The sequence below is a fragment of the Listeria sp. SHR_NRA_18 genome (genome assembly GCF_003856515.1).
Classification (GTDB): Bacteria; Bacillota; Bacilli; order Lactobacillales; family Listeriaceae; genus Listeria_A; species Listeria_A newyorkensis.
On the sequence record NZ_QPKR01000003.1, the window covers coordinates 119846 to 144978 of the forward strand.

Below are 25133 nucleotides of genomic sequence, written 5' to 3' on the forward strand. Positions count from 1 at the left end.
TTTAATAGATTATTTTATACTAGGCTAATTGACGTTTCACTATACTTTTGACGCGGCGGATAATGGCTTGGCACTCGGCTTTCTTGTAGAAAATCGCGAAGTAAGTGATGTTTAACAGAATGAACAGTGTTCCTGCGCCGAGAATGAGTGTGAGCCATGTGCCTTGGTAGATCCAGTTCATAACAGGAATCGAGGCGGCAAATGCGATAGCGGTGATAACTGCGTAACCGAGATACATTTTGAAGTAGCTGCCGACTTTCTTTTTGAAGCCGAAACGGTAAACGAGGTATGGGTCAATGATCGTTGTCGTTACGAGTCTTGAAATGATGGTTGCAACGATGACGCCGGTTAGGCCGAAATGGATGGCGAAGATGATGGACAGGATGATGTTTAGGACGGCCATCGCGATTGGAACGTAACGACCTTGGCGGAAAAGTCCCATCGTGGTTCGGTACGTGTAACCTGGAAATTGCATGCCGTTGACGTAGAAGCTTCCGACGATGGCTAGCACCGTACCAGTTCCTAGTATGAAGCTTTCACCGATCCATAATGTGATGAATGGGTTGATAACGTTGAATAGGATGATGGAAAGCAAGAAGTAGATCCACGCGACAATGAAAAATAGTTGCTTGAAAACTTGTTCTTTCTTCGCGTCATCGTTTGCGTTATTGAGATGTCCGATACTGCCTGTAATCGAGTTCAGTGCGCGAGATAGGACGGTTACGACTGCGGCGATGATGAGTAGGTAGTTGGAGTAGATACCGACGACGCTAAGTCCGAGAAAAGCGGCGATGATGATGCTGTCCGTTCCATTCATGATGATGGAGCCGAATTTATACATCGCGAGTGCTTTAACGTTTTGAAAAATGGTTTTGACTTCTGCTTTTTCGAGTTTTTCTGTCGTTTTTCCTTTGAGGTAGGCGTATTTCTTGTTGGCGTAGATGGCTAGGAAAACGTTGAGGCCAAATGTGCCGACGACTTGGATGACGATGAAGCCGATGTAGTCGCGTGTGATATATAGGTACGTGAGTTGCACGACTGACTGGATGAGGAAGAAAATTTGTTGGCTCACGTTGATGACATATTCTTTTTGATCCGCGGAGAAAATTGCTTTTTTGTAGGAAAACAGGTAGGAAATCGCGGTGTTTAGTAGGAATAGGAAGTAGATAATGTAGATGTTTTCTGGGATGTTCGGCGGATTTTTAATGAATAGGTTTAGAAAGGGCATGATCAGTAATCCGACGATGAAAACGGTGAGCCCGATGATGCGATAAGCTTTGGCGTAAAGTGCCATGATGGCTTTGATTCGGGCTTTATTTTTGTCTACCATACTTTTATAAAGACTAAAAATGATGGCGTTTCCGATGCCAAGTTCTGCGAAGGAGAGGACCATCAGGATGTTGGTGAACAAGGCGTCGAGTCCAAGGTATTCTTTGCCTAAGAAGTAGATGAATACGGTTCGGTTGATGAAACTTAAAATTAAGAAAATGACTTGTGTCCCGCTGCCAATCAGGAGGTTTTTAGCAACGAATGCTGTTTTTGTTTTTGCCAATCGGGTCACACTTCCTTTCTTTTATTTGTTACCTTAAGTTTATCAGGAAAACCCTCCAAAACAGGGATTTTCCAGATGTTTGATAGGTTTTGTCAAATGTTCGGAAACTTAGACAACGAGTCTGGGCTCTTGTTGGATTGTTTCGACGAGTTTTGTGGAGGATACGCCTGCTGTGTAGTCAAAGTACACGATATCAACGTTGCGACGCTTGAATTCTGCTTCTAGTTTGTTGAATGTTGGGCTGCCTTTCCAATCGCTACCGTGGAACATCACGTCGATATTATGGTTGTCGATCATGTTCAGCTTGCTTTCATGGCTCGTTTGGGGAACAACTAGATCAACGTACTGCAAGGCTTCAACAATCGCTTTACGATCAGCGAATGGGATGACTGGCGTTTTGTGTTTGTATGCTTGAACAAACTCGTCTGTACTCACACCAACGATTAGGATGTCGCATTGTGCTTTGGCGTTTTTCAGGATGTTTAAATGTCCGACATGGAATAGATCAAATACGCCTGTAGTAAGGCCTACGCTATATTTTTTCATAAATTAATCTCCTCTTTCAATTGGATTCGTTTCGGTTTGTGGGTGATGCGTTTTTCGACAGGTGGCAGATCCATGTAGTTTTTTCCGTAGATGCGTTCTAACAGTTGTGTGGTGTTGCCTGGAATTTGGAATGTGTATCCTTCGAACTCGGTTGTCGCGGTCGGGTCGTACATTGTTTTTGGCATCGTTTGTTTTTTGTAACCGTATTGGCTGCCGTAGTTGACGTAGTATGATGAATTATCGTCGGTGTTGCTTTGCATGAAACTTGTCAGTATTCGGAAAATGGCGCTTGTCGGGACTGGTTTTAAAATGGCTAATACGACCTTTTTCCATGGTACAACGGTGTGTAACGTTGTTTTTTCATTCACTTTCAAAAATAGCAAGCTTTTGAGCTCTTTTAAAATCCGTCCTTTTGTGTGAAAAAAGAAACCAGAATTCTTTTTGGCGTTGTCGAGTGGAAAAATATCGATGAAAATGCCTTTATGCTTGATGTTTGGCGATGCACTTTCTTCCTCGAATACCGTACCGTTTTTCTTAATTTTGATGATTGGGAGATAATATTCTGAATCGGTCGTTCCGTAGTGTAAAAACAAGGATTCGGGTAGTTCGGTTTTCGCGATTTTCTGGAACGTTTCGAAGTCCTTGCGTGGCATCGCGATGTCGATATCGTCGTCCCATGGGATAAAGCCGTCATGTCTGATTGCGCCGAGCAGCGTGCCGCCGATAAGGTAGTAAGTCAGGTTGTGCTTCTCGCAAAGCATCGCCACATCCAATAAAATGCTCAATTCGATTTTTTTCAGTTGTTCGAACATTTCTGTTGTTAAATGGTCTCCATTATTTACCTTAGTTGGCATAATAGTATCCTTCCATTTTCATTTTTTGGTTGTTGAAAATACTGCCAATCACGTGAGCGCTTCCGCTTCGTAGTTTTTCTAATGCTTTTTTGCTGTTTTCTCTTGAAGAATGGTCGCTACGAACGAGTAGAATCGAGCCATCAACGAAGGAACAGAGAAGTTGCGCATCCACAACGAGTTGAATTGGCGGTGTGTCAAAGATGATTTGGTCAAATAGTTCGTAAAGCTCGGCGTATACTTGCTTCATTTTCTCAGAACCTAGTAGCTCCGATGGGTTTGGGGGAACAATGCCTGCTGGTAACACGTATAAGTCCTCTACATCTGTCTCGCAAATCGCTTCGCTGACCGTAATTTTATTCGTCAAAATCCCTGTTAAACCGTGTGATGCGGCTCCTGGGAAGATTTTTTTCACGGTTGGTTTACGTAAATCGGCATCGATGAGTAGTGTTTTCTTGCCTTGTTGGGCGAATACGACGGCTAAGTTAGCACAGATGATGGATTTTCCTGAATCGGGCTCAGAGGATGTGATTAAGATGGATTTCATGACTTTATCAACGCTTGAGAACTCAATGTTTGTACGGATAGATCGGAATAACTCAGAGTGTGGTGACTTCGGGCTTAATTTGGCTACTAATTTTTGCGGCTCTGTGCTTTTCTGGCGTCTGTGGCGAGTTTCTGCTTTTGATTTCTTTTTTGATTTTTTCATTTATTTCCACCCTTCCTCGTGATTTTCTGGAATCTTAGCGATATTTCCAAGTAACGGAATGCCTAGTTCTTCGATGACATCTGTTTCGTCTTTGAATTTCGTGTTGAAGATAACGCGGATAACCATGATGACAAAACCGATCATAAGTCCGCCGACTGCGCCACCACCGATAAGTAGGATTGGGCTCGGGCTAACTGGTTTTGGATTTTCTGCAACGGTTGCTTTGGCTAGGATATCGATGTTGTTGACGTTCATCACGTCTGGTGTAATTTTTGCGAAGGATTCGGCGACTGCGTTGGCAATCAGTGCTGCTTGGGCTTGATCTTCGTCTTGTACGCTGACGTTGATGACTTGGGAATTGTGCTGACTACCGACTGTGATTTTCCCCATGAGCTTGCCTGCTGTGTAGTCTCCACCTAGTTTGTTTGCCACATCATCGAGGATTCGAGGGCTTGTGAGTAGGGCTGTGTAGGTATTAACGAGCTGGATGTTGGCTTGTACTTCGGATGTTTGGATGTTATTGACACCTGCATCTTGCACGGTTTGTGTAACTAGAATTTGCGTTTTCGCCTCGTACATTGGGGTGATGAGAAATGTGAGGGCGACACCTGCGACGAGGATTCCGACAACGGCTGTACTTATTAAAAGCAACAAGTGTCGCTTAATGATCTGAAAAATAGCTTTGATACTAATAGTTTCTTTCATTTTGTCTCCTTCCTTGATAACGAGTGGCTTTCCATGACTTTACTTTTTCATTTTTGATATGGTTTAAGAATTGTAAGTTGCCTAGGAAGTAACGGCGGAACATGCGACGTGGTTCTTGAATAAAGCGGTAAAACCATTCTAATCCAGCTTTTTGCATCCACTGTGGGGCGCGGGTCGTTTTGCCTGCGATAACGTCGAAGCTACCGCCTACGCCCATCACGAATGGTACGTCGAGTCTTTGTAGATGCTCGCTTGCCCAGTATTCTTTTTGTGGGCTGGAAAAGGCTAGGAATAGTACGTCTGCTTTACTTTCACGGATTGTGTCGGCGATGTCTGCTGATTCTTCGGGTTGGAAATAGCCATTTCGGAATCCTGCGAAGGACATATTTGGATATTTTTGTTTGTAGTGTGATTCGATTTTTTCGATAACTTCTTGGGTCGCTCCGAGAAAATACGGGCGGTATCCTTTTTCATTACTAATTTCGAGTAATTTTTCAAATAGGTCAATACCGGTCACACGTTCTGGAATCTCTTGTCCAAGTAGCTTTCCTGCTAAAACAATCGAGGAGCCGTCCGCGTTGATGAGAGGAGATGCGTTGACAATATCTCTTAGTTTGGCGTCTTCGTACATTAAATTAATTTTGTTTGCGTTAATGACAACGTGCTGTGTGGGGATTCTTGTTTTGATTATTGTTTCTATTCGTATTAAAGTTTCTGATAAGGTTAAGCAATCTAAGTTACTGCCAAGCAACTGGGTTCTCATTTGCGTTCATCCTTTCTTGTTCTTTCTTGTACTACAAGTGTAACAGGAAATGTGTTGACATTTGGTATATTCCAGATAATTGATACTTTTTGTCAATAGTTCGGACGGATGGGTTACATTCCGCTTCCTTTACCGGTAAATTCCTTGAAGGTTAGGAGTAAAATCTTGATATTGAGGCGGATGGATCTTTTTTGGATGTATTTCAAGTCTAATTCCACCATTTCGTGAAAGCTTACGTTATTCCGACCGCTAACTTGCCATAACCCTGTGCATCCTGGCGTGACAAGCATACGTTTCTTTTCATGGTTCGTGTAGTTTTCATATTCTGTCGTTAGCGGTGGGCGTGGTCCGACGAAGGACATGTCGCCTTTTAAGATGTTCATAAACTGTGGAAATTCATCGAGGCTCGTTTTGCGAATCCATTTACCGACTTTCGTGATTCTTGGGTCATCTTTCATTTTGAACATGTGACCTTCCATTTCGTTCTGCGCTTGGAGTTTTGCAAGTTGCGCTTCTGCATCGACATACATCGAACGGAATTTATACATATAAAAAGTTTTTCCGTCCTTACCTACACGTTTCTGTTTAAAAAATACGGGGGCTTTCCAATTTTCGAGTTTGATACTTGCAGAAATAATCAGGAGCACTGGCGCTGAAATGATGAGCGCTAAGATTGCGGCGATGAAGTCCAATAGGCGCCACACCTTGTCGTGTATTGGTTTTTCATGTGATGTACGAGGTTTTTCTGAAAATTGAGGTAGGGTCTGTGCTATTTTAAAATCTACTTTCTCCACCTTCGTTCACGTCCTTCGTTTTAGATTGATATTGCTTGTTTTTTTGTGTGCAAATTGCCGTAATTCAAGTAAGTGACATCATCACTGACCGTCTGAACCATGTTTTTCGTATCGAATAGAATTGGCGTGCGCATTTGGTCTGTATAACTCGCTGGAATCTCACGGAACTCGCTGTGATCGCTTAGAACAAGAAGCAATGAACTATCTTCACAAGCTTCTTCACCTGTTAAAATTTCAGATGCAACGTGAGGATCAAAAGCTTTCACGTCAAATCCTGATTTGATTAACATATCTTTGATTTCCATAGCTGGACTTTCGCGTGTGTCGTCGATGTTTCCTTTATAAGTGAGGCCAAAAATCGTTACGCGGTTGCCGTCTTGTTCTGCCATCAATGACTTCACTTGTGATACGACATGAGCTGGCATGCTGTTGTTTACTGCACGCGCTGTTTGCATGAGCGGTGATTGTTCTGGTGCTGCGGCGATAACGAAATATGGATCTACCGCTAAACAGTGTCCGCCAACACCTGGTCCTGGCTGATGTAAGTTTACGCGTGGATGCTTATTTGCCATTTCAATCACGCGCAAAGCATCAATTTCGAGGTGATTACTGATTTTTGCAAGTTCGTTTGCGAGTGCGATATTGACGTCGCGGTACGTGTTTTCCATTAGTTTACTTAGTTCTGCTTCGCCAGCCTCAGCCTTGATAATTTCGCCTTCTACAAAAGCACCATATACTGCCGCGGCTTTCTCGGTACATTTTGCTGTGATGCCTCCGATGATTCGCGGATTGTGAACGAGTTCGTGCATGATGTTTCCCGGCAAAACGCGTTCGGGACAGTGTGCTAGATAAATATCTTCGCCGACTGTAAAGCCTGCGTTTTCAATCATTGGTTGAACAACATCTGCCATGGTTCGCGGGGCAATCGTAGACTCGACGATGATGGTATCGTTTTTCTTCAAGTGGGGCATGATGCTTGCCAGCGCTGACTCAATGTAGGCTGTATCACATGATTTATATAGATCATCTTTGTTTGGGGTCGGAACAGCGATAATGTACGCATCTGCGCTGACTGGTACTGTGCTCGCGTGAAAATTACCAAGAGCAAGTGCTTGTTTCAAATCTTCTTCCAAACCTGGTTCTTCTATATGAAGATGACCCATGTTCAGGTTTTCTGTCATGATTGGAGATAAATCCACACCTGTCACTGTGTTGCCGTACTTTGCAAAAAGAATCGCTGTTGGTAATCCGATGTATCCAAGACCTACTACTGTAATTTTCATTGATAAAATTCCGCCTTTCGTATTTTTGCTCTTCCGTGACTTTTACCGTTCATTATTTAGAGGGAATTGTGATTGCCCATTCAATTTTGTCTATTGCCATTTCTGTAAATGGTTCATATAATACGGTGAATTCTTTTTGGCCGGCGGGGATTTCATAATAACCCGAGCCTTTTAGTGTTTTACCTGATTGGATAACATCTCCAAAGTTATTGGCATTTAGTCCGTAAACTTGATGTTTTTTCCCATCTTTCGTCTTGATTACGAAATCGCCTGCACCAGCTCCTGATTCTTCTTTGCCAGTGTTTTTAATGGAGAAATCGATTTTTGCCATTTCTTTTTTATTGTCGTTGCTGTCTTTCATTTCTATATTAGTAAGCGTGATTTCTAGATCGTTTGCCGTTCTTGTTTTACCAACGTCATCACTTGTTGTTGCCGTTGTTTTGCTAGTTTCATCGCTCGTTGGTGTTGCGGTTCCTCCGCATCCAGCTAAAATCATGACTAGTGTCAAAGTAAGGGCGAATAGGGGTAAAAGGATTTTTTTCTTTTTCATTTAATGGTTCTTCCTTTCTTGTTTTGGAATTAATTGTTCTTTATCTACTACTAGTTTATCATCGACTAGCCTCAAATCAGCTGTTTTATAAATAAATGATTTTTTTTATCAATTATGTGAAAAGCGCTGTGATTTCGCTCTATTTCTAATCTTATCAGCTATTCTTAGATCTGTTTTCCACCCGATTGGAATTCGAACTGCTGTTTGTTACTATTTTTCGAACTTTTGCATAAAAAAAGCGAGAAACGTTGTATATCGCTACACTGTTTCTCGCTTGAAATTGGGTTTATTTTTGAATGGTTACTGTTTTTGTATCAAGTAATTTACCAGATTTATCGAAGACTTGCATGGTTACTGGATGTTCTGTTGATTTGGTTTTGTCGATGGCGTAGAATTTGAACGTGCCGACGATGTTTTTATAACCTATTAAAGGTATACTCTAATATGGCACTACAGCTAAAGCTATTTGCTCAGTCATACTCATGGGCAAGTCAAAAACCAACCCCATTAGCAGCGGTTGGTTTTTGATGTTTTATTTTGCTACACTTTGTGCCACGATAGTTTGTGTGTCGAGTACTTTTCCAGCTTTATCGAAGGCTTGGATGGCGATGACATCGTCTGCTGCTTTGATTTTGTCTAGTGCGTAGAATTTGAATGTGCCATCTGCGTTGAATGTGCCACCTTTGTAAGCTGTACCATTAACAGTGACTGTCACGGATTTCACGTCGCCTGTGTACGTGCCTGTGATGTTTTTGTCACCGATTGTGTACGTATCCAGTGTGATGTCGCCAGCTGTGACAACGACTGGTGCTTTGATTTTAACTGTTTTTGTATCGAGTAATTTCCCAGCGCTATCGAAGGCTTGGATGCTTACTTTGTCTGTCGCGGCTTTGATTTTGTCTTGGCTGTAGAATTTGAACTCGCCATTGGCTACTGTTCCGCCTTTGTAGACGGTACCGTTGATTGTCACAGCGACGGATTTTACGTCATCTGTGTACGTACCTGTGATGTTTTTGTCGCCAGGGATGGTCATCTCGTTTGGTGTGATTTTACCTTCTGTTGATACGACAAAAGTTACTTTTTCTTGGGATAATTCTTTGCCGTATTTATCGTAGGCTACCATGATGATTGTTTGGTCTTTTTTGATTTTTTTATCAGCGGCGTAGAAACTGAATGTGCCATTTTTGACGGTCGCGCCTTTATATTCCATACCGTCTTGGAAAAGGGAGATGCGGGCTACGTCGCCAGTGTATGTGCCTGTCACATATTTGTCTGTGCCAATCGTGAAGGCATCTGTTTTCACGGTGCCTGTAGTTGCTAAGCGCTCCGCTAGTTGTTGTTTCGCTTTCTCTAAATCGGCTTGTAAGGCTGCTTTTTTATCCGCATCGGTCACTTGGTTGATGAGGTTTTGTGCATGTGTAACGTCTTCTTGTGTGATACTAGATAGAATATTCCCTTTAGGGTCTTTGTTTTCAAACAAGTTGTTGATGGCTTCACGGGCTTTGTCTTGGGCTTCTTTCTCAGCTTGTGCTTGCGCTTCTTTCTCGGCTAATTGTGTTTTGACTTTCTCTAAATCGGCTTGTAGTGCTGCTTTTTTATCCGTATCAGTCACTTGGTTGATGAGGTTTTGCGCATTCGTGATGTCTTCTTGTGTGATGCCAGTTGTGATATTGCCGCTTGGGTCTTTATTTTCAAACAAGTTGTTGATGGCTTCACGGGCTTTATCCTGGGCTTCTTTTTCTGCTTGTGCTTGTGCTTCTTTGTCCGCTAATTGTGTTTTGACTTTCTCTAAATCCGTTTGTAGTGCTGCTTTTTTATCCGTATCAGTCACTTGGTTGATGAGGTTTTGCGCATTCGTGATGTCTTCTTGCGTTAGTCTAGCTGTGATGTTGCCATTTGGATCTTTGTTTTCAAACAAGTTGTTGACTGCTTCACGGGCTTTATCTTGGGCTTCTTTCTCTGCTTGTGCTTGCGCTTCTTTGTCCGCTAATTGTGTTTTTGCTTTCTCTAAATCCGCTTGTAGTGCTGCTTTTTTATCCGCATCGGTCACTTGGTTGATGAGGTTTTGCGTATTCGTGATGTCTTCTTGCGTTAGTCCAACTGTGATGTTGCCATTTGGATCTTTGTTTTCAAACAAGTTGTTGACTGCTTCACGGGCTTTATCTTGCGCTTCTTTTTCTGCTTGTGCTTGTGCTTCTTTGTCCGCTAATTGTGTTTTTGCTTTCTCTAAATCCGCTTGTAGTGCTGCTTTTTTATCCGCATCGGTCACTTGATTGATGAGGTTTTGCGCATTCGTGATGTCGGCTTGCGTGATGCCTGTTGTGATAGTGCCATTTGGCTCTTTGTTTTCAAACAAGTTGTTGACGGCTTCACGGGCTTTATCTTGCGCTTCTTTTTCTGCCTGTGCCTTCGCGACTTTATCTGCTAGTTGTGCTTTGGCTTTGTCTAAATCGGCTTGTAGCTCTGCCTTTTTCGTTACATCTACTACTTGATCCACTAGATTTTGGGCATTCGCAATGCTGTCTTCTGTCACAGTCGCTGTAATATTGCCTTGTGGGTTTTTGTTTTCAAATAAATTATTGACAGCTTCACGCGCTTCATTTTGTACTGCGACATTATCTAACAGCAATTGTTTTGCAGACTTATCTGCCTGAATATTAGAATACGTAGTCGTATTCAAACCAGAACTTGACGGGGAATATGATAGGAATTTGACCTGTGACTGTGTCGTTGTTGCCGTAAATGTGACCGTACGTGTACCTGTTTTCGCTATATTACTGGCGCTTACCCCTAACGATTTACTATTCGTTGCATCAACTACAGAGATATACGCGCTATACGTCGCTTCGTAATCAACAGAAATGGTGTATTCCTTCCCTATCTCTGTATCAATAATAGCTGAAGGTCCCCAATGACCCGCATTAGATGCGCTGTGTACGCGAGCAGTTGTAAAACTTTGTCCGTCATTAAAAGATATCCAATCATTGGTTCTAGACGTCCCACTGTACCAATAGTATCTATTCGTGCTCTCTACATAAGAAGTGCTAGTGAGCCCATAAGGTAAGTTTTTAAAACGATCTGATGTCAATTGTATCAACTTGTTGGTGGTAGAAACATTATTTTGTTGTTCTGATGCTGCTGCTGGTGTTGCCAAGACATTAAATGGTGTGACCACACTTGTTCCGATAATTGATGTTAAAGCAACCACACTCATTAATTTTTTCATTTTCATTTTTCATTCCTTCTTTCTTTTATTATTTGTTGGCTTACGTTTAGTTTAGCAGGCTTTTGTGCTGTATCTGCGTATTTATAACAAATTCATTTTTCTTGTCAATTCATTAGAGAAAAACTAGACACACAGGTAAAGACTTCATATATATAGATAACCACTCCTCTTCGTTTTCTAGGTGCATCCTTGTTACAAGACTAATCTTATCAGGATTTAGTACGCCTGTTTTCCACATTTCCAGAGCTTGCTTCGCCCAATTGTTACTATTTATTGAACATCCAATTTTGCTTGTAATTTATAGGTATCAAAATATATCATTCGTTTTGTCGAAATGAGTATCTCTTCTGCTTGCAGTTTTTGGAGGATGTTCGTGACCGTGTTGGGGTTAAGGTTGGTGTATTGCGCGAGCATGCCTTTACTGATTTGGGTGGGGAAACAGATGGTATCCGGGTCATCTTGCATCGATTGCCCAAATTTTTCTCCGAGTTTCCAAATAGCGCGACTGATGCGTTCTTCGGAGGGAAGTCGTAATAATGCTTCTTTTTCCATCATCCGTGCGACTTGGTTTTGCATGTGCACGTAATGGTAGAAGTAGCCCTCTTGCGTGTTAATGACGTTATCAATGATGTCTTCTTTCGCGTATTTCACCACGGTTAGTTCGTTCGAAATGACCTGGTAAGCGTATTCGGAACGGCTGCCTAACAAGAGGTGACTCAGTCCAATGACATCTTGATGTGCATAAAAATCAATGACGTTTTCGGTATTTTTCGTGGCAACTAAGTGACCAGATGCAATGAAAAAGATGTCGTCTACCTCATCGTCCTCTTCGATCAGTATGTCGCCTTTTCGGTACTTTTTTCGCGTGCCTTCGAGTGGAAAAATCGTATCCTTTTGTAAAAATGTTTGGAATTTTTCTTCGCTAAACTGTTTTTCGATATGGCGTTGGTCGTATAAAAGGGTCATCATCTCTACCTTCTGTCTCATGTTGTTTTGCCTCCTTCAAATTAGTTTGTGTGGTGTTCTCCTTTGCCTACTTACACTTTACCAGCTGACGATTGAATAAACGGATTTTTCTAAAAAAATGCAACTTTTTTTCATTTCCTTTGATAAAATCTTGCTGTTTCGATCAGAACAACACGAAACCGAGTAGCCATGTCTTCTTGTGGATCATGTATTGTTTTCATAATATATCCGCCAATTTTGACTTCAATTTGGATATATCTACATGTAGCGATTTTTGATTGGTTGTTAGTACTTTTTCTTGGTATAGATTTTGGAAAGCAACAGTAACCGTATTGGGATTTAGATTTGTATATCTCGCAAGCATGCCTTTGTTGATTGGCTTTGGGAACACAGTGATATCTGATTGTGGTATTGATTCTCCATATCTTTCGGACAGCCTAAATAGAGCTAAACTGACTCTATCCTCAGAAGGTAATCGCAATAACTCTTCTCGCCTCACCATCTGTGTCACGCGATCTTGCATATACACGTAATGATACAGATATCCTTCTTGCGTATTTAGTAGTTTCTCGATAATGTCTACTTTTTTGTATTTAATTACCTTGACCTTATCTGAAACGGCTTCAAAGGAACACGAAGATGGCTTCTCAAGCATGAGGTTTTCCAAGCCAATAATATCCTGACTTCCGTAGAAATAGGTAATTCTCGCTTGTCCTTCGCACGCTATAATATATCCTGACACAATGAAAAAAATCTCTTCTACGACTTCAGATTCCTTCATAATTTGTTCGTATTTTTCGTACTGTTTTATAGTCCCTTTAATTGGATAAACGTTATCCTCCCTTAAACTCTGTAGAAATCTTTCTTTGCTAAATTCCTTTTCGACAACACTCGAATTATATAAAAAATTCATTCCTACTGCTCGTTGATTCATCATTTTGTCTCTCTTTCTTTTGATTATAGTCTCTTTTAATAACTATAGTATCGATACTATCATGGATATATTAGTTCTATTTTCTAGATTAATGGATTTTTCCATACTAGAATGTAGCAAAGTTTTGAACTCCTAATTTTTCTATATATGTTAAGTATTTTATTATTTGCACTTTTTTTGTGATTATCTTATCATAAAAGTAAGAGATGGAGGTGTTTCAGGATGAAAAATATTATTACCGCATCTGGTTATCGGAAATTAAAATGGCTCAATATATTATTTTTTGCAGAAAAACCGTTGAGCAAAAAAGAATTAACAGTGGCTGTGGAGTGCTCATTGAATACATTAAACGCTGATATAAAGCTATTCAATTCTACCTGTCCAGTTGAATTGGCTCACATTTATGAGGAAGATAGGCGTCTATTTTTAACCGCCGCCCCCGATATTAATTTTGATTTTTTGCAAGCTTATATGATTACTAATAGTGATTTATTCGTACTCTCCGTGTCCATCTTCAATGACGATAAATTGACAATACCTGAATGGGCAGAAAAAAACTTTATTAGTCCTGCTTCATTTTATTTGAAGTTAAAAGAGATTGATACATTCTTAGCTCGGAGCAGACTTATATTAAATAATAAACCGCTGCAAATTGAAGGAAACGAGATTAATGTTCGGTTTTATTTTTCCCACCTATTTATTAAAAGCCACCCCTATTCCGGTTGGATTAGTGACGAAATTAGCTTTGAACAGATTAATCGATTTATTCAAAAATTTGAAGCTAAAATGGGGGTATATTTCTCTCTCAGTTCACGAATGGAGTATGCGATTGCAATCTGTGTTTGTTTAACTCGAATAAAACAAGGTTATTTAGCTGATTTAACCCCCGAAGAACAACGCACGATTGATGATATTTATATGTACTATGACTCTAAAACACTCGATTTCAGTGATTTAGATCAATTTTTGGGTGAACCTGTAAGCTTGATGGAACGCTATATTATTTTGAATATTAGTTTCTTGTGTTCCTTCACAGACATTAGCCTGGAACGAATAAAATTTCGAATTGACTATCATAAAAAATTCCGAAATCAACGCTTCATTTTAGCAGAGGATATTGTAACTTTACTGGATGGTAGGTTAAAAGAAACGGATACAATCAAACTAGCTATTTTAGATTATTTAACCCGCTTTACATTTGTGAAAAAGACAAACCTTATTTTAGATGTCGATCATTTTTCTAAAAAGTTTATTCCAGATATTATTACGATAGAGGCCATTCTAGAGAAACTTCAAAAATACGAACGCCATCCAGACTATACTTTTATTCGTGATAATAAGAAAGTTATTTCAGCACATTTGCATGATTTATTCAATGTTAGTTTAATGAATGAACTTTTTACACAACGCCTGCATGTGAAGGTTATTTCAAAAAGTGGTTTTTTGTGGGAAGAATATTTGAAGGGGCAGATTCGTCAGCATTACTCTGAAGAATATCTTATTTTTTGTGAAGAACTTGACCCTAAAGAGCATGCACCGCAATATGACTTGATTATTAGCGATGCACCCGTTGAATTATCTTCCCAAACAAAGGTCTTAGTCTGGCATGTACCGCCAACTAAGCGAGACTTTAATCAATTAGAACAAATCATCGGAGCCAGAAATGTATAGAAAATAAGCACGCGAGGAAATCAATATCGATTTTCTCGACGTGCCTATTTTTATTGAAAAATCAAAGCTGCTTTTTTTAGCAAGTTATCAGTACTATCCGTAATACCCTTGTATACTTCCTGATTTATCCTACTATATAATGCAACATTTGATTTATCGGGTTCAAATGTATTTCCTGTACGTATCATTTTTTTAGCTGCGGTTTCATAATCTGGATAAATATCCAAGGCAACGGCGACGCAAATTGCGGCACCTAAACTAGCCGAACCATTGACTTCATTTCGCGTTGTTGGAATGCCAAATACATCCGCAAAAATCTGCATTAGTAGCGCACTATTGGAGCCACCTCCTGATATAATAAGGTTTTCAAGCGTTATGCCAAGCTCTGTGCACATTTCGTCCACACGGTTTTTCATAGTCATTGCGATAGCTTCTAAAATGGAGCGGTAAATATGTGCACGCGTATGCCTGGCGTCAAAGCCAATCATCATGCCTTTTCGGTAAGGGGCCTCGGCAGGTGCTAGCCAATCAAGAACGGTCATCAAGCCCTCCGAACCAGCCGGAATATGCTGTGCCTCTCGATTCAAAAATTCTTCGACCGAATGCCCATCTTGATGCGCTTTTAGCATAATATCGTCGCCCAAAAGTTCCTTAAACCAGCTCACCGTCCACATCCCGCGTCGTATCCCATTACTTTCATAAAGATACTGCCGCGGTGTCGATGCAAAATTCGTCCAAAAAGCCGTCGTGCCCTTCGGATTATCATGTCCCGGAATCATCGCCGCGATATACGTCCCAAGCGAAATCAGCGCCGTATTCTCCGCTAAAAGTCCCGCTCCAAGTGCCTCCACCGCCTTATCATTCGCCGTTGCGACTACCGGAATACCCTCAGGAATACCAAGTTTAGCCGCAACATCTCCCGTCACCGCTCCTAAAATATCACCCGGCATCTTTAACTCAAATAGCATCTCGCGCGGAATCCCCAACTGCTCAATTACAGCATCGTCCTCACTCCAAGCCCACGTATCCGTATCAATCGGCCACTGCCCTTGATAATTCGCCGCCGTATCCACGAACTCCCCCGTCAAACGCTGCGTCATGTACCCCGAAGTCGTCGTCACATACGCCACATCCTCATTCTCATGCACATAAGGCTTCGAAACCCGCGCATCCATCCAACTCATCACCGGCGACGCCAAACTCCCATCCCGCTTCAACAACGCCCGGCAAAACCGAATAGTGCACAATCCCAGCCCGATAATATCCGCTTTATTTCCCGGGAAATAATCCATCGCAGCTCGGCTCGCCACAACAAGCGAATCCCATAAATCATCGTCCGGATGCTCCACCACACCGTTCTCCGCCAAGTGCATCGGCTGCAACTCACATTTCCCTTCCGAAACAATCGTGCCCTCTAAATCAAAAATAACAACCTTCGAGCTCTGCGAACCCCCATCAATCCCGATAATATATTTCTTCGTCATAAGTATCCAAACCTTCTTTTCCGTCAAATTTACCTTAGCGTACCAAATACCCACCATCCACAACCAGCAGATGTCCATTCACATAATCCGAAGCACGACTCGCAAGGAACACTGTTGTCCCCATCAAATCCTGCGTCTCGCCCCAACGGTTCGCCGGAATATGATCCAACACCCGCTGATTCGTTTCCGGATTGCTGCGCGTTGCCGTCGTAATTTCCGTCGCGTAATACCCTGGCGCAATCCCGTTCACCTGAATATTATACTGCGCCAACTCATCACAATACGCCTTCGTCAAGCCTGCAATCCCGTGTTTTGTCGCCGCATACGCCGGAGACCACTGCCCACCAAGAAACGAAAACAGCGAACAAATGTTAATAATTTTCCCGCTCCGTTGCGGAATCATTCGTTTTGAAGCCTCATAACTAAGCTCAAACGCCGCCGTCAAATTCAGCTGAATCATCGGGTCCCACTGCTCCCGACCAAAATCCTGAACCTCCGCAAGCTTACAAATCCCAGCCGAGTTCACTAAAATATCCACAGAACCAAGCTCCGCCACACATTCATCTATAATCCGCTTCGGCACGCCCTCCTTCGTAATATCCGCCTGCATAAACACCATTTTCCCGCCAGCCTCCGTAATCATGCGCTCCGTCGTCCCGTCATCCGCCACAATACTCGGAATAAATAAATTAGCACCCGCCTTCGCAAGCGCCAACGCAAAAGCCTGTCCAAGCCCTGAATTCCCACCAGTCACAATCGCATTTTTACCTTTTAACGAAAAGAAATCCATTTCAAAATCTTGTATATTCATCTTATTTTCCTCCCTCAAAGTGTCTCTAATGAAGCCATTATAGCTTGTTTTTTCTGTTTAATATCGCGCATTAATAACGTACAAAAAAGCAGTGCCATTCCCGTCGCCACAAGCCCGAGAATCCACATATTCCGATACGCCTGCGTCGCCACAAGCGTGTCCTGCCAATGCCCAATCAGCGGATAAATAAACACATCCGGCAAGAATCCAATCAACGACGCCACACCAATCGTTGTTCCCATCGTCGAACTCGGCGTCCCAGCCTCCCCAATCGTTGCAAAATACATGCCCCGCGACACATAATTGAAGAAAGCCAGCAGCAACACCAGTCCAATCATCACAAAAATAATACTCGCACTAGCCGGAATCACGATAATACAAATCAGCCCAATAAACGTCACGATACTACCAATAAAAATAATCTTCGTCGGCGATTTCAACCGCGTTTTAGCCGAAACTAGCGCACCCACAGGACCTGCGATTGTCCGGAAAACCTGATTCCGAATCATCCCAATAAACGTTGCCATCACAACCGGCATCGCAAAAATATCAATCAAATAACTCGTCGTATAACTCAGCACCGCAAAAATCGTATACACACCCATGATAATCAGGCTACAATACCACGTCGTCCGTTTTTTCAAGACAACCAGTATATCCTTCGCCGCTAACTTTTCCGATTTCGGTAATGCCGCACGCGCCGCTTTTGACTCCTCAGGCACCACAAACCAGCACAGAATCCCGAACACAATATAGAAAATCCCGTATGTCACCATCACCGCTTTCAAACTATTCGGGTTCGATTCAGCGCCAAACAATTGGAACATCCACAACGTCAAAAACGCCGTCACAAGCGCACCAAATCCGCGCATCCCTTCCGCAAAACCGAGCAAACTTCCCTGCTCCTCCGCCGTTCCCAAAATCGCAACCGCCTTCACCGTCGCCGACCACATAAACAAAACCGTCGTAATCGCCAGCAACACTTGAATCACGAGCAGCATCCAATACGGCGGATAAAGCGCCATCAAAAACGCCAAGCCCCCCGTGATCACCATTGAAAACGTAATCAATTTCTTATGCGAAAACTTATCCGCAACAACTCCACTCGGCGCATACAACACCATCGCCGCCGTCCCATAAACACTCATAATAAACCCGACTTGCGTAGCACTAAGCCCCATCAGTGACTCCATCGGAACCTGATAGTTATACTTCAAATACGGCAGCTCAAAACTCATGCCACCCGTCATGCCAATAATGGCGATAATAAACCAACGACTATATTTTGCCTTCTTCATAGTTTGCCCCCTCAAAAGCTAGAAACCGCTTACATTATTTGGTTAAAACGTTCTTTTTTATTCTGCGCTTTTTAAAAATCAAATATTATCCCACACATCTGGACTCGTTGACGAAATCGCCACAGCACCAGCTTGCAGCGCCATCAACACATCCTCCTTATCACAAACCAACCCACTCGCAATCACCGGCTGACTAATCGTATCCTGCACCCAACCGAGCACTTTTGGCATACATCCCGGCAAAATCTCCACACAATCCGTTTTTGACGCCGCCACCTGTTTCGGCAAGTTATGATACGACATCGAATCGATCAAGAAAAACCGATGAATCGTGTAAAAACCTTTCATTTTCGCCGCACGCACAATCGCTGGTTTGGAACTAATAATTCCGTCCGCCTCCGTATTTTTACGCATAAACTCGACAACAATTTCGCGATTCGACGTACCTTCCACCAAATCAATATCCACAAAAGCAACTTTACCAGCCGCCTTGACCTGTGCTACAATTTGACCGATATTACAAATATTCCCGTACAAAATAAATACAAGATGACAGTTTGACTGCACCACTTTTTCAAGTCCTGTTTCATCTTTAATCGCCGCAATAATCGGGTTATCTGCTAGCAAATCCAACATATTCTCTCTCATTTTAAAATCCCCCATCTTCAATAGTGTATTAGGCCTAATAAAGACCCAATACACTATCTTACACTGCTTTAATCTAAGAACTCAAGCGGGATTATATTTCCTGCATTCATCACATTATTCGGATCAAACGCTTGCTTCAACGTTTTCAGAATGTAGAATGATGAACCGTACTCATCTTTAATCCACGGAGCACGCGCCTTGCCGACACCATGATGATGCACCATTGTCCCGCCATGTTTCAGCGACTCCTCCACGATAATTTTGTTAATCGGGTTGTGGTATTTATGAATTTCCTCCGTAGGCTCACAGTTCAAATCATAGTAATACACAAAATAAAGATTCGTCCCGTTCATATAACTATGCGAAGAATGGCCGCCAACCCACGTCACATCAGGAACTTCCGCCTTCACACGCGCACAAGCCGACTCATAAATCGCGTTAATTTGACCCCAATTCGCAGCGATTTCCGTCGTGAATCCCATATTTTTCGTAGCAACAATCTCCTCGCGCTCCTCCGCCACTTGCTCGGGGAACCAATTCAAATTATCAAACCAATCCGAGATAAACTGGCTCTCCACCTGTTCACATTGCCCGTATTTCGCAACGATTTCCTCAATTCCAGCACCCGTTGCCGCCGTGATTCCCGCAGGCCCTTCCGCCATGAAAATCAACACACATTTATCCTTCTGAAAATGCGAGAAATGCCCCGCCGCGTCCGCCACATCGTACAACCTCGCAATCGAAGGCTTGTAACCCGCGACCATCACCTCACGCAAAATCTCAAATCCGACTTCCATATCATCCAACGTATAGCCATAAAAACGATGATTCTCCGGCTGATATTTAAAAATTTTCACGGTGACTTCCGTAATATAACAAAGCGCGCCTTCGTTCCCAACGACAACATGGCGAATATCAGGCCCCGCCGCACGTCTCGGCACATTTTTAATCCGCGTCACTTCCCCGTTCGGGAAAACCGCCTCCAAACCGACAATCATGTCCTCAATCCCACCATACAGCGTCGAGAACTGGCCCGTACTACGCGTCGCAACGAGTCCACCCATCTGCGCCAGCGGTTTTGATTGCGGCGAATGCCCCGTCGTCAACCCCTTCGCACGCAGCTGATTCTCAATATCCTCCAGCACCACACCAGCTTGGCACGTCACTTGCATATTATATTCATCAATTTCCACTACTTTATCAAGCCCCGAACCATCCAACACAATATGATTCGGCTTCACAGATTCGAGCATACTCTCAAGCGCCGAATTCCCAGTCCGCGGAATACAATTAACTCCATTCGCATTACAAAACTGCAACACATTCACGATATCATCCGTATTGCGCGCCTTCACAATCGCAGCCGGAATCGGTTGCGTAAAAATCCCCGAAATATCCTCATACTTCCGATAACGGTCAATACTCGCATGCTGCAACGCCTCTTCCTCCGTCACCAAATTCTCCGCCCCAACTAATTTCGCCATTGCTTTCCTAACTTCCTCACGTGATAAAACCATGCTTAAACTACCCCTTCCGATTCGCAATTTCACCGATAATGGTAAATTTTTCTGTATTTAGAGCACAAAAAAAGCGCACTCCTACAAATTAGGAGTCGCTTATCTCAATTCTCTAGCAACTAACTACAGTATATAGAACGCTTACATGGAAGTCAAGGAAGAAAAGCGGAAAAAGCCCGTTTAGCCTCGACAGAAATTGTTAGGGGGCGCAGATAAATCCCTCTTTTGGATTTTTCGGAGGCACCGAAATTTCCGAGAGGCTGGCTTTTGAAGCTAGATCTGAAAGCGATGATACGTAAAAAATCGGAGCGTTCCCGCGTACATGATTGCCCTACTTTGAACTACTACAAAACTAATATTAGTCTCTACCTCGCTCAGCTCCGAAAAAAACTGGAGCGGCCGCAGTAAAAAGCCTCTCTTGCTTTTTATGGAGGGCGTGAAGTTTTCGAGGCACTATTCTAAAGGAAGGCAGTCTCATTACATTCCACTGCATATTGAGGTTCTAAAAAAGCACACGACGCTTTCCAAGAACCACAACAAAGCTAGATATGAAGGCTATGATACCAAAAAAAATCGGCGCGTTCCCGCGTGCATGATTGCCACATTATGAACTCCTCTTTTTTTTCACTCTTCTCCTAGCATATAATAACCATCCAGCGTTAAAAAATAACACCCCATAAAATCCCGATTTTACAAAATCACCATTTACTACATATTCTATCAAAATACCTATCACACTACCCACAACTGCTGCTATCAAGACACCCAAATAAGGATGCTCCTCATCAAAATCATTCAACTTCTTAAACAATGCCCTCATCGCTCCAACTTCCTCGCTGGCACCCCAACATACGTCATCCCGGCTTCCGTATCACCAACAACCACTGCGCCCGCTCCAATCACAGAATATGCGCCTAAATCCACCCCTGGATTCACAACCGCCGAAGCCCCAACATGAACACCCGTCCCAATTTTGACGCCTCCTGTTACCGTAGCCCTTGGTGAAACGTGCGCTGCCTCGGAAATAATCACGTCATGCTCCACAATCGCGCCTGTATTAATAATCGTATGTGCGCCAATAACGCTATCTGGCTGGACCACCGCTAACGGCATAATAACAGTGCCCGGTTCAATCGTCGCCGCCTTCGAAATAATCGCCGTCGGATGTATAATCGTTGCATACCGCACATCACCCAATTTAGCCGCAACTCCCGCACGCGCCTTATTATCACCAATAGCGATGAACCACAATGTCGTATCCTTTTTGTACTGCTCAAAATCGTCAAACGGAGCTCGAAATTGCGCCCCATTTTTTTCGTAACTCGTATATTTGTTGTCTAAAATTCCGATAATCGTGTCGACACCTTGCTGCTCCAAGCATTCCCGAACAACTTTGCTATGACCGCCATCTCCAACTATGATTACATCTGCCATCTCGTTTCTCCTTTAGCTCATACATTTTTATTCAGTATACCACGAGAATCCACTTTTGGAGAACCGCAAAAAACTACCGACCTACAACTTCAAAACGTTGCAGATCGATAGCTTTTTTTAATTTCGTATCATATAATCGAATGCGCCAAGTGCTGCGGTAGCGCCTGAACCCATTGAAATGATAATTTGTTTATAGGCACTGTCCGTGCAATCCCCAGCCGCGAATATGCCGGGAACGCTTGTCTCGCCGTGTTTATTCGTGATAATCTCGCCCATTTTATTGCGCTCGATATCGTCTCCCAGCCATTCCGTGTTCGGAGCTAGACCAATCAGGATGAAGATGCCTTCTACATCAACGTGAACTTCTTCGCCTGTTTCGCGGTTCACATACGTAACGCCGTTCACTTTGTCCTGCCCTGTAATTTCTTTCGTCTGTACATTTTTCAAAACAGTGACATTCGGTAAGGAATAAAGACGCTTCTGCAAAACATCATCGGCTTTTAGTTCCGGCATAAATTCAAGCACAGTCACATGTTTCACCGTACCAGCGAGGTCAATCGCCGCCTCAATACCAGAGTTTCCACCGCCAACGACAGCGACATTCTTCCCTTCAAAAAGCGGACCGTCACAGTGTGGACAATAGGCAACACCTTTATTTTTGAACTCCTGTTCACCAGGAACGCCGATATTACGCCATCTTGCACCCGTCGAGATAATCGCCGTTTTAGTCGTTAAAACAGCGCCATTTTCGAGTGTGACTTCCACGTTTTCGTTCTTCGTGATGCTTTTAGCGCGCACTTGTTTCATCACATCCACGCCGTATTCGTTCACGTGTTCTTCAATCTGCGCAATCAGTTTTGGACCTTCTGTATATTTCGTTCCAATCACATTCTCGATGCTTAGCGTTTCTAGTACCTGACCGCCAAACGTATCTGCTACAATTCCAGTGCGAATCCCTTTGCGCGCGGCATAAATCGCAGCACTAGCACCTGCTGGACCGCCACCGATTACGAGGACATCGAACGGATCTTTCGCTTCAAATTCGGAGGCATCTGCTTCACCAACGATTTTGATGATGATTTGCTCGATCGTCATGCGGCCACTTCCAAATAAAACGCCATTTTCAAAAATTGTCGGTACAGCCATGATGTTTTTCGCTTCCACTTCGTCTTTAAACATGCCGCCTTCGATCATCGTGTGCGAGATATTAGGATTCAGCACGCTCATGATATTAAGCGCCTGCACGATGTCTGGGCAGTTGTGACACGTCAAACTTACGTAAGACTCAAAATGATGCGGTTTGTTGATTCTTTTGATTTGGGCAGCGAGATTTTCACTGATTTTCGGCGGACGACCACTGACTTGTAGCAACGCCAAAATTAGTGAAGTGAATTCGTGACCTAACGGAATCCCCGCAAAAGCAATGCCGAAGTCTTCGTTTTCACGTTCGACGCTGAAGCTCGGTGTTCTGGATAGTGAACCATGTTCTAAGCGGATTTTTGGAGACATGTCCGCAATTTCCGTGACGAATTCCAGTAGTTTTTGCGAGTTTTCATCTGTTGCGACGCTTACTTTTAGAACAATGTTTTGTTCTAGTAAATCCAGATAGCCCGCTAGTTGCGCTTTAATTTCTTGATCTAATGCCATTTTTAGATTTTACCTACTAAGTCTAGGCTTGGTTTCAGCGTATCCGCGCCTTCTTTCCATTTTGCGGGACAAACTTCGCCTGGATTGTTTCGTACGTATTGTGCAGCACGGATTTTATCCACTAAAGTGCTGGCGTCGCGACCAATACCGTCTGCGTTAATTTCGATTGTTTGAACAACACCATCTGGATCGATGATAAATGTTCCACGATTCGCCAAACCTTCTTCTTCATCTAGCACGTCAAAAATACGTGAGATTTTATGTGTCGGGTCGCCAATCATGATATATTCGATTTTACCAATTGCGTCTGAAGAATCATGCCATGCTTTATGCGTGAAGTGTGTGTCTGTTGAAACGGAGTAAACTTCTACACCCAGCTCTTGCAACGTTTTATATTGATCTTGCAAATCTTCTAGTTCAGTTGGGCAAACAAAGGTGAAATCGGCCGGGTAAAAGCAGACCACGCCCCATTTTCCTTTGAAACTTTCCGATGAAACATCTATAAATTCACCTTGATGGAAGGCTTTAGCAGCAAATTCTTCTATTTCTTTACCTATTAATGACATTGTATTTCCTCCTTTAAATTTCCTATTATGTGAAACTACACACTTAAAATTATCACCTTGTTTCGTTAGAATGTCAATGGTTAATTATAATGTTTATTGTTTTGAAGTCAATGTAATTTTGACTTGACTTATTCCCAAAGCTGTAAATCATTCTATAGCAACGGATTTAATTATTGATAGCGGATTCTTTTTTTACATGGATTTTATTTTTATCAATTAAAATAGCATTTTCTCAATTATGTATCCTTAAACAGGAAAAAAATGCGTATCAAGAATCTAACATCAGATTTTCGATACGCATTTTCATTTTTTTATTATTGTGGTGTGTCAGAAAGTGTCCAAGTTAGTGTTGTTGCATAATCTGAATCGGCATATTTCGCTGATTTACCTGGTACTGTTAGTGTCACGGCGTCTGCTGCGGCTGTGTTATCTGCTCCGAATTTATCCACCCATTGACCCATACCTTGATTGGCTGTTGCGTTCATAACCATGGACGCTGTACCGTTTGGATTTAATTTGATCGATTGATTCACGGTTGGAGCGGTTACGCCTGTTCCCGTTTTCGTTACGGCAGTACCTTTTGTAATGGCGATTTCTGCACCTTCTAGATTACGGGCAGAACCGTCTTTTAATTGGCCATTTTGCGCGACTGTCAAATTCCAACCTGCGTTGTTACCACGGTTATCCGCTACTTGCACGTTATTTGGTACGTCAACGTATTCGCCGCCAACTTTGACTTTATCTAATTTTGCGTTGTATGTTTTCGTTTCACCAGAAATTTCTTGTGTACCGAAGTCGAATTCAGAGACGTAACCGATGCTTAACGGTCCGCCAGTTCCTGGTGTTACTTCCGCATCTGGATCAAGCGGTTGGTCAGGATCGATTGGGTTTACTGGAGGGATAATCGTATCTTCCGCTTGTTTTGTGAATTTTACTTTGCTATCTGTTGTTAATGAGCCAACTTCTGCTGCTGATGCTTGTGTACCCATACCGATTGTTGCTGCTACTGCTGAAATTGTTACTAAACCGATTACCGCGAATTTTTTGATTGTCATGTGAAAGTTCTCCTTCGAAGTGCCAGGATTTGATGAAGCTATCCCGAGATCACTTGGTCTTGCATCTGATGCTTATCCTACAATGTTAAGAAATATCCTGAGATTTTCCTCGCCATCACATCC

24 protein-coding genes are annotated in these 25133 nt (G+C 42.7%); 1 reads left to right on the plus strand and 23 read right to left on the minus strand.

All coding sequences use genetic code 11. The annotated features are described in order from the left end of the window. Nucleotides 1–19: 19 nt before the first annotated feature. From DUK53_RS06215 to DUK53_RS06270, 13 genes are all read right to left on the minus strand, one after another. Nucleotides 20–1552, minus strand: coding sequence for a lipopolysaccharide biosynthesis protein (locus DUK53_RS06215; RefSeq protein ID WP_036090320.1), 1533 nt, complete (start codon nt 1550–1552; stop codon nt 20–22). Between the two features lie 108 nt (nt 1553–1660). Beyond that, a complete protein-coding gene (locus DUK53_RS06220; RefSeq protein ID WP_036090317.1) occupies nt 1661–2098 on the minus strand; it encodes an FAD synthase family protein in 438 nt (145 codons plus the stop codon). Continuing rightward, nucleotides 2095–2952 carry a LicD family protein gene (locus DUK53_RS06225; protein ID WP_036090315.1) on the minus strand — a complete coding sequence of 286 codons (858 nt, stop codon included), beginning with the start codon at nt 2950–2952 and terminating at the stop codon, nt 2095–2097. The genes DUK53_RS06220 and DUK53_RS06225 overlap by 4 nt, the downstream gene beginning before the upstream one ends. After that, entirely contained in the window at nt 2942–3658 is a 717-nt protein-coding gene (locus tag DUK53_RS06230; protein ID WP_036090313.1) for a CpsD/CapB family tyrosine-protein kinase, read from the minus strand. Before DUK53_RS06230 ends, DUK53_RS06225 begins: the two co-directional genes overlap by 11 nt. Next, nucleotides 3659–4363: a YveK family protein gene (locus tag DUK53_RS06235; protein ID WP_036090311.1), complete on the minus strand. Its 705-nt coding sequence runs from the start codon at nt 4361–4363 to the stop codon at nt 3659–3661. It lies immediately after the preceding gene. Further along, on the minus strand, nt 4347–5126 hold the full coding sequence (locus tag DUK53_RS06240; RefSeq protein WP_052164983.1) for a WecB/TagA/CpsF family glycosyltransferase: 780 nt from the start codon (nt 5124–5126) through the stop codon (nt 4347–4349). The genes DUK53_RS06235 and DUK53_RS06240 overlap by 17 nt, the downstream gene beginning before the upstream one ends. 113 nt (nt 5127–5239) lie before the next feature. After that, complete coding sequence (locus DUK53_RS06245) at nt 5240–5842, minus strand: sugar transferase (protein ID WP_236637283.1); 603 nt, start codon at nt 5840–5842, stop codon at nt 5240–5242. Nucleotides 5843–5940: 98 nt separating this feature from the next. Continuing rightward, on the minus strand, nt 5941–7203 hold the full coding sequence (locus DUK53_RS06250; protein ID WP_036090309.1) for a nucleotide sugar dehydrogenase: 1263 nt from the start codon (nt 7201–7203) through the stop codon (nt 5941–5943). Nucleotides 7204–7255: 52 nt separating this feature from the next. Further along, a complete protein-coding gene (locus DUK53_RS06255) occupies nt 7256–7753 on the minus strand; it encodes a DUF4352 domain-containing protein (RefSeq protein WP_036090306.1) in 498 nt (165 codons plus the stop codon). Nucleotides 7754–8039: 286 nt separating this feature from the next. Continuing rightward, nucleotides 8040–8189 carry an immunoglobulin-like domain-containing protein gene (locus DUK53_RS18000; protein ID WP_368656504.1) on the minus strand — a complete coding sequence of 50 codons (150 nt, stop codon included), beginning with the start codon at nt 8187–8189 and terminating at the stop codon, nt 8040–8042. A gap of 96 nt (nt 8190–8285) precedes the next feature. Next, on the minus strand, nt 8286–10985 hold the full coding sequence (locus DUK53_RS06260) for an immunoglobulin-like domain-containing protein (protein WP_103034805.1): 2700 nt from the start codon (nt 10983–10985) through the stop codon (nt 8286–8288). Between the two features lie 264 nt (nt 10986–11249). Continuing rightward, nucleotides 11250–11966 carry a Crp/Fnr family transcriptional regulator gene (locus tag DUK53_RS06265; protein WP_124892631.1) on the minus strand — a complete coding sequence of 239 codons (717 nt, stop codon included), beginning with the start codon at nt 11964–11966 and terminating at the stop codon, nt 11250–11252. A 196-nt stretch (nt 11967–12162) separates the two neighbouring features. Then, nucleotides 12163–12882, minus strand: a complete 720-nt coding sequence (locus DUK53_RS06270; protein ID WP_036093173.1) for a Crp/Fnr family transcriptional regulator — start codon at nt 12880–12882, stop codon at nt 12163–12165. Nucleotides 12883–13101: 219 nt separating this feature from the next. Between DUK53_RS06270 and DUK53_RS06275 the strand changes: the two genes are divergently transcribed. Further along, on the plus strand, nt 13102–14550 hold the full coding sequence (locus DUK53_RS06275) for an AcpB/EbpR/MafR family transcriptional regulator (RefSeq protein WP_036093172.1): 1449 nt from the start codon (nt 13102–13104) through the stop codon (nt 14548–14550). A gap of 50 nt (nt 14551–14600) precedes the next feature. On the opposite strand, the gene DUK53_RS06280 is transcribed toward DUK53_RS06275, so the two are convergent. From DUK53_RS06280 to DUK53_RS06325, 10 genes are all read right to left on the minus strand, one after another. After that, nucleotides 14601–16034: an FGGY-family carbohydrate kinase gene (locus tag DUK53_RS06280; protein WP_036093170.1), complete on the minus strand. Its 1434-nt coding sequence runs from the start codon at nt 16032–16034 to the stop codon at nt 14601–14603. Between the two features lie 34 nt (nt 16035–16068). Continuing rightward, nucleotides 16069–16845 (minus strand): SDR family oxidoreductase, encoded by a 777-nt coding sequence (locus tag DUK53_RS06285; protein WP_036093169.1) that lies wholly within the window; start codon nt 16843–16845, stop codon nt 16069–16071. A gap of 14 nt (nt 16846–16859) precedes the next feature. Further along, nucleotides 16860–18143 carry an MFS transporter gene (locus tag DUK53_RS06290; protein ID WP_036093167.1) on the minus strand — a complete coding sequence of 428 codons (1284 nt, stop codon included), beginning with the start codon at nt 18141–18143 and terminating at the stop codon, nt 16860–16862. 78 nt (nt 18144–18221) lie between these two features. Beyond that, nucleotides 18222–18791 (minus strand): glycerol-3-phosphate responsive antiterminator, encoded by a 570-nt coding sequence (locus DUK53_RS06295; RefSeq protein WP_036093166.1) that lies wholly within the window; start codon nt 18789–18791, stop codon nt 18222–18224. A 68-nt stretch (nt 18792–18859) separates the two neighbouring features. After that, nucleotides 18860–20308 carry an FAD-binding oxidoreductase gene (locus DUK53_RS06300; protein WP_036093165.1) on the minus strand — a complete coding sequence of 483 codons (1449 nt, stop codon included), beginning with the start codon at nt 20306–20308 and terminating at the stop codon, nt 18860–18862. A gap of 604 nt (nt 20309–20912) precedes the next feature. Continuing rightward, nucleotides 20913–21128, minus strand: coding sequence for a hypothetical protein (locus DUK53_RS06305; protein WP_036093164.1), 216 nt, complete (start codon nt 21126–21128; stop codon nt 20913–20915). After that, nucleotides 21125–21742, minus strand: coding sequence for an acetyltransferase (locus DUK53_RS06310; RefSeq protein ID WP_036093163.1), 618 nt, complete (start codon nt 21740–21742; stop codon nt 21125–21127). The genes DUK53_RS06305 and DUK53_RS06310 overlap by 4 nt, the downstream gene beginning before the upstream one ends. A 117-nt stretch (nt 21743–21859) precedes the next feature. Beyond that, nucleotides 21860–23389, minus strand: coding sequence for an alkyl hydroperoxide reductase subunit F (ahpF, locus tag DUK53_RS06315; protein ID WP_036132603.1), 1530 nt, complete (start codon nt 23387–23389; stop codon nt 21860–21862). A 2-nt stretch (nt 23390–23391) separates the two neighbouring features. Further along, entirely contained in the window at nt 23392–23955 is a 564-nt protein-coding gene (gene ahpC, locus DUK53_RS06320; protein ID WP_036093161.1) for an alkyl hydroperoxide reductase subunit C, read from the minus strand. A 314-nt stretch (nt 23956–24269) separates the two neighbouring features. Beyond that, nucleotides 24270–25010 (minus strand): WxL domain-containing protein, encoded by a 741-nt coding sequence (locus DUK53_RS06325; protein ID WP_036093159.1) that lies wholly within the window; start codon nt 25008–25010, stop codon nt 24270–24272. Between the last annotated feature and the right edge of the window lie 123 nt (nt 25011–25133).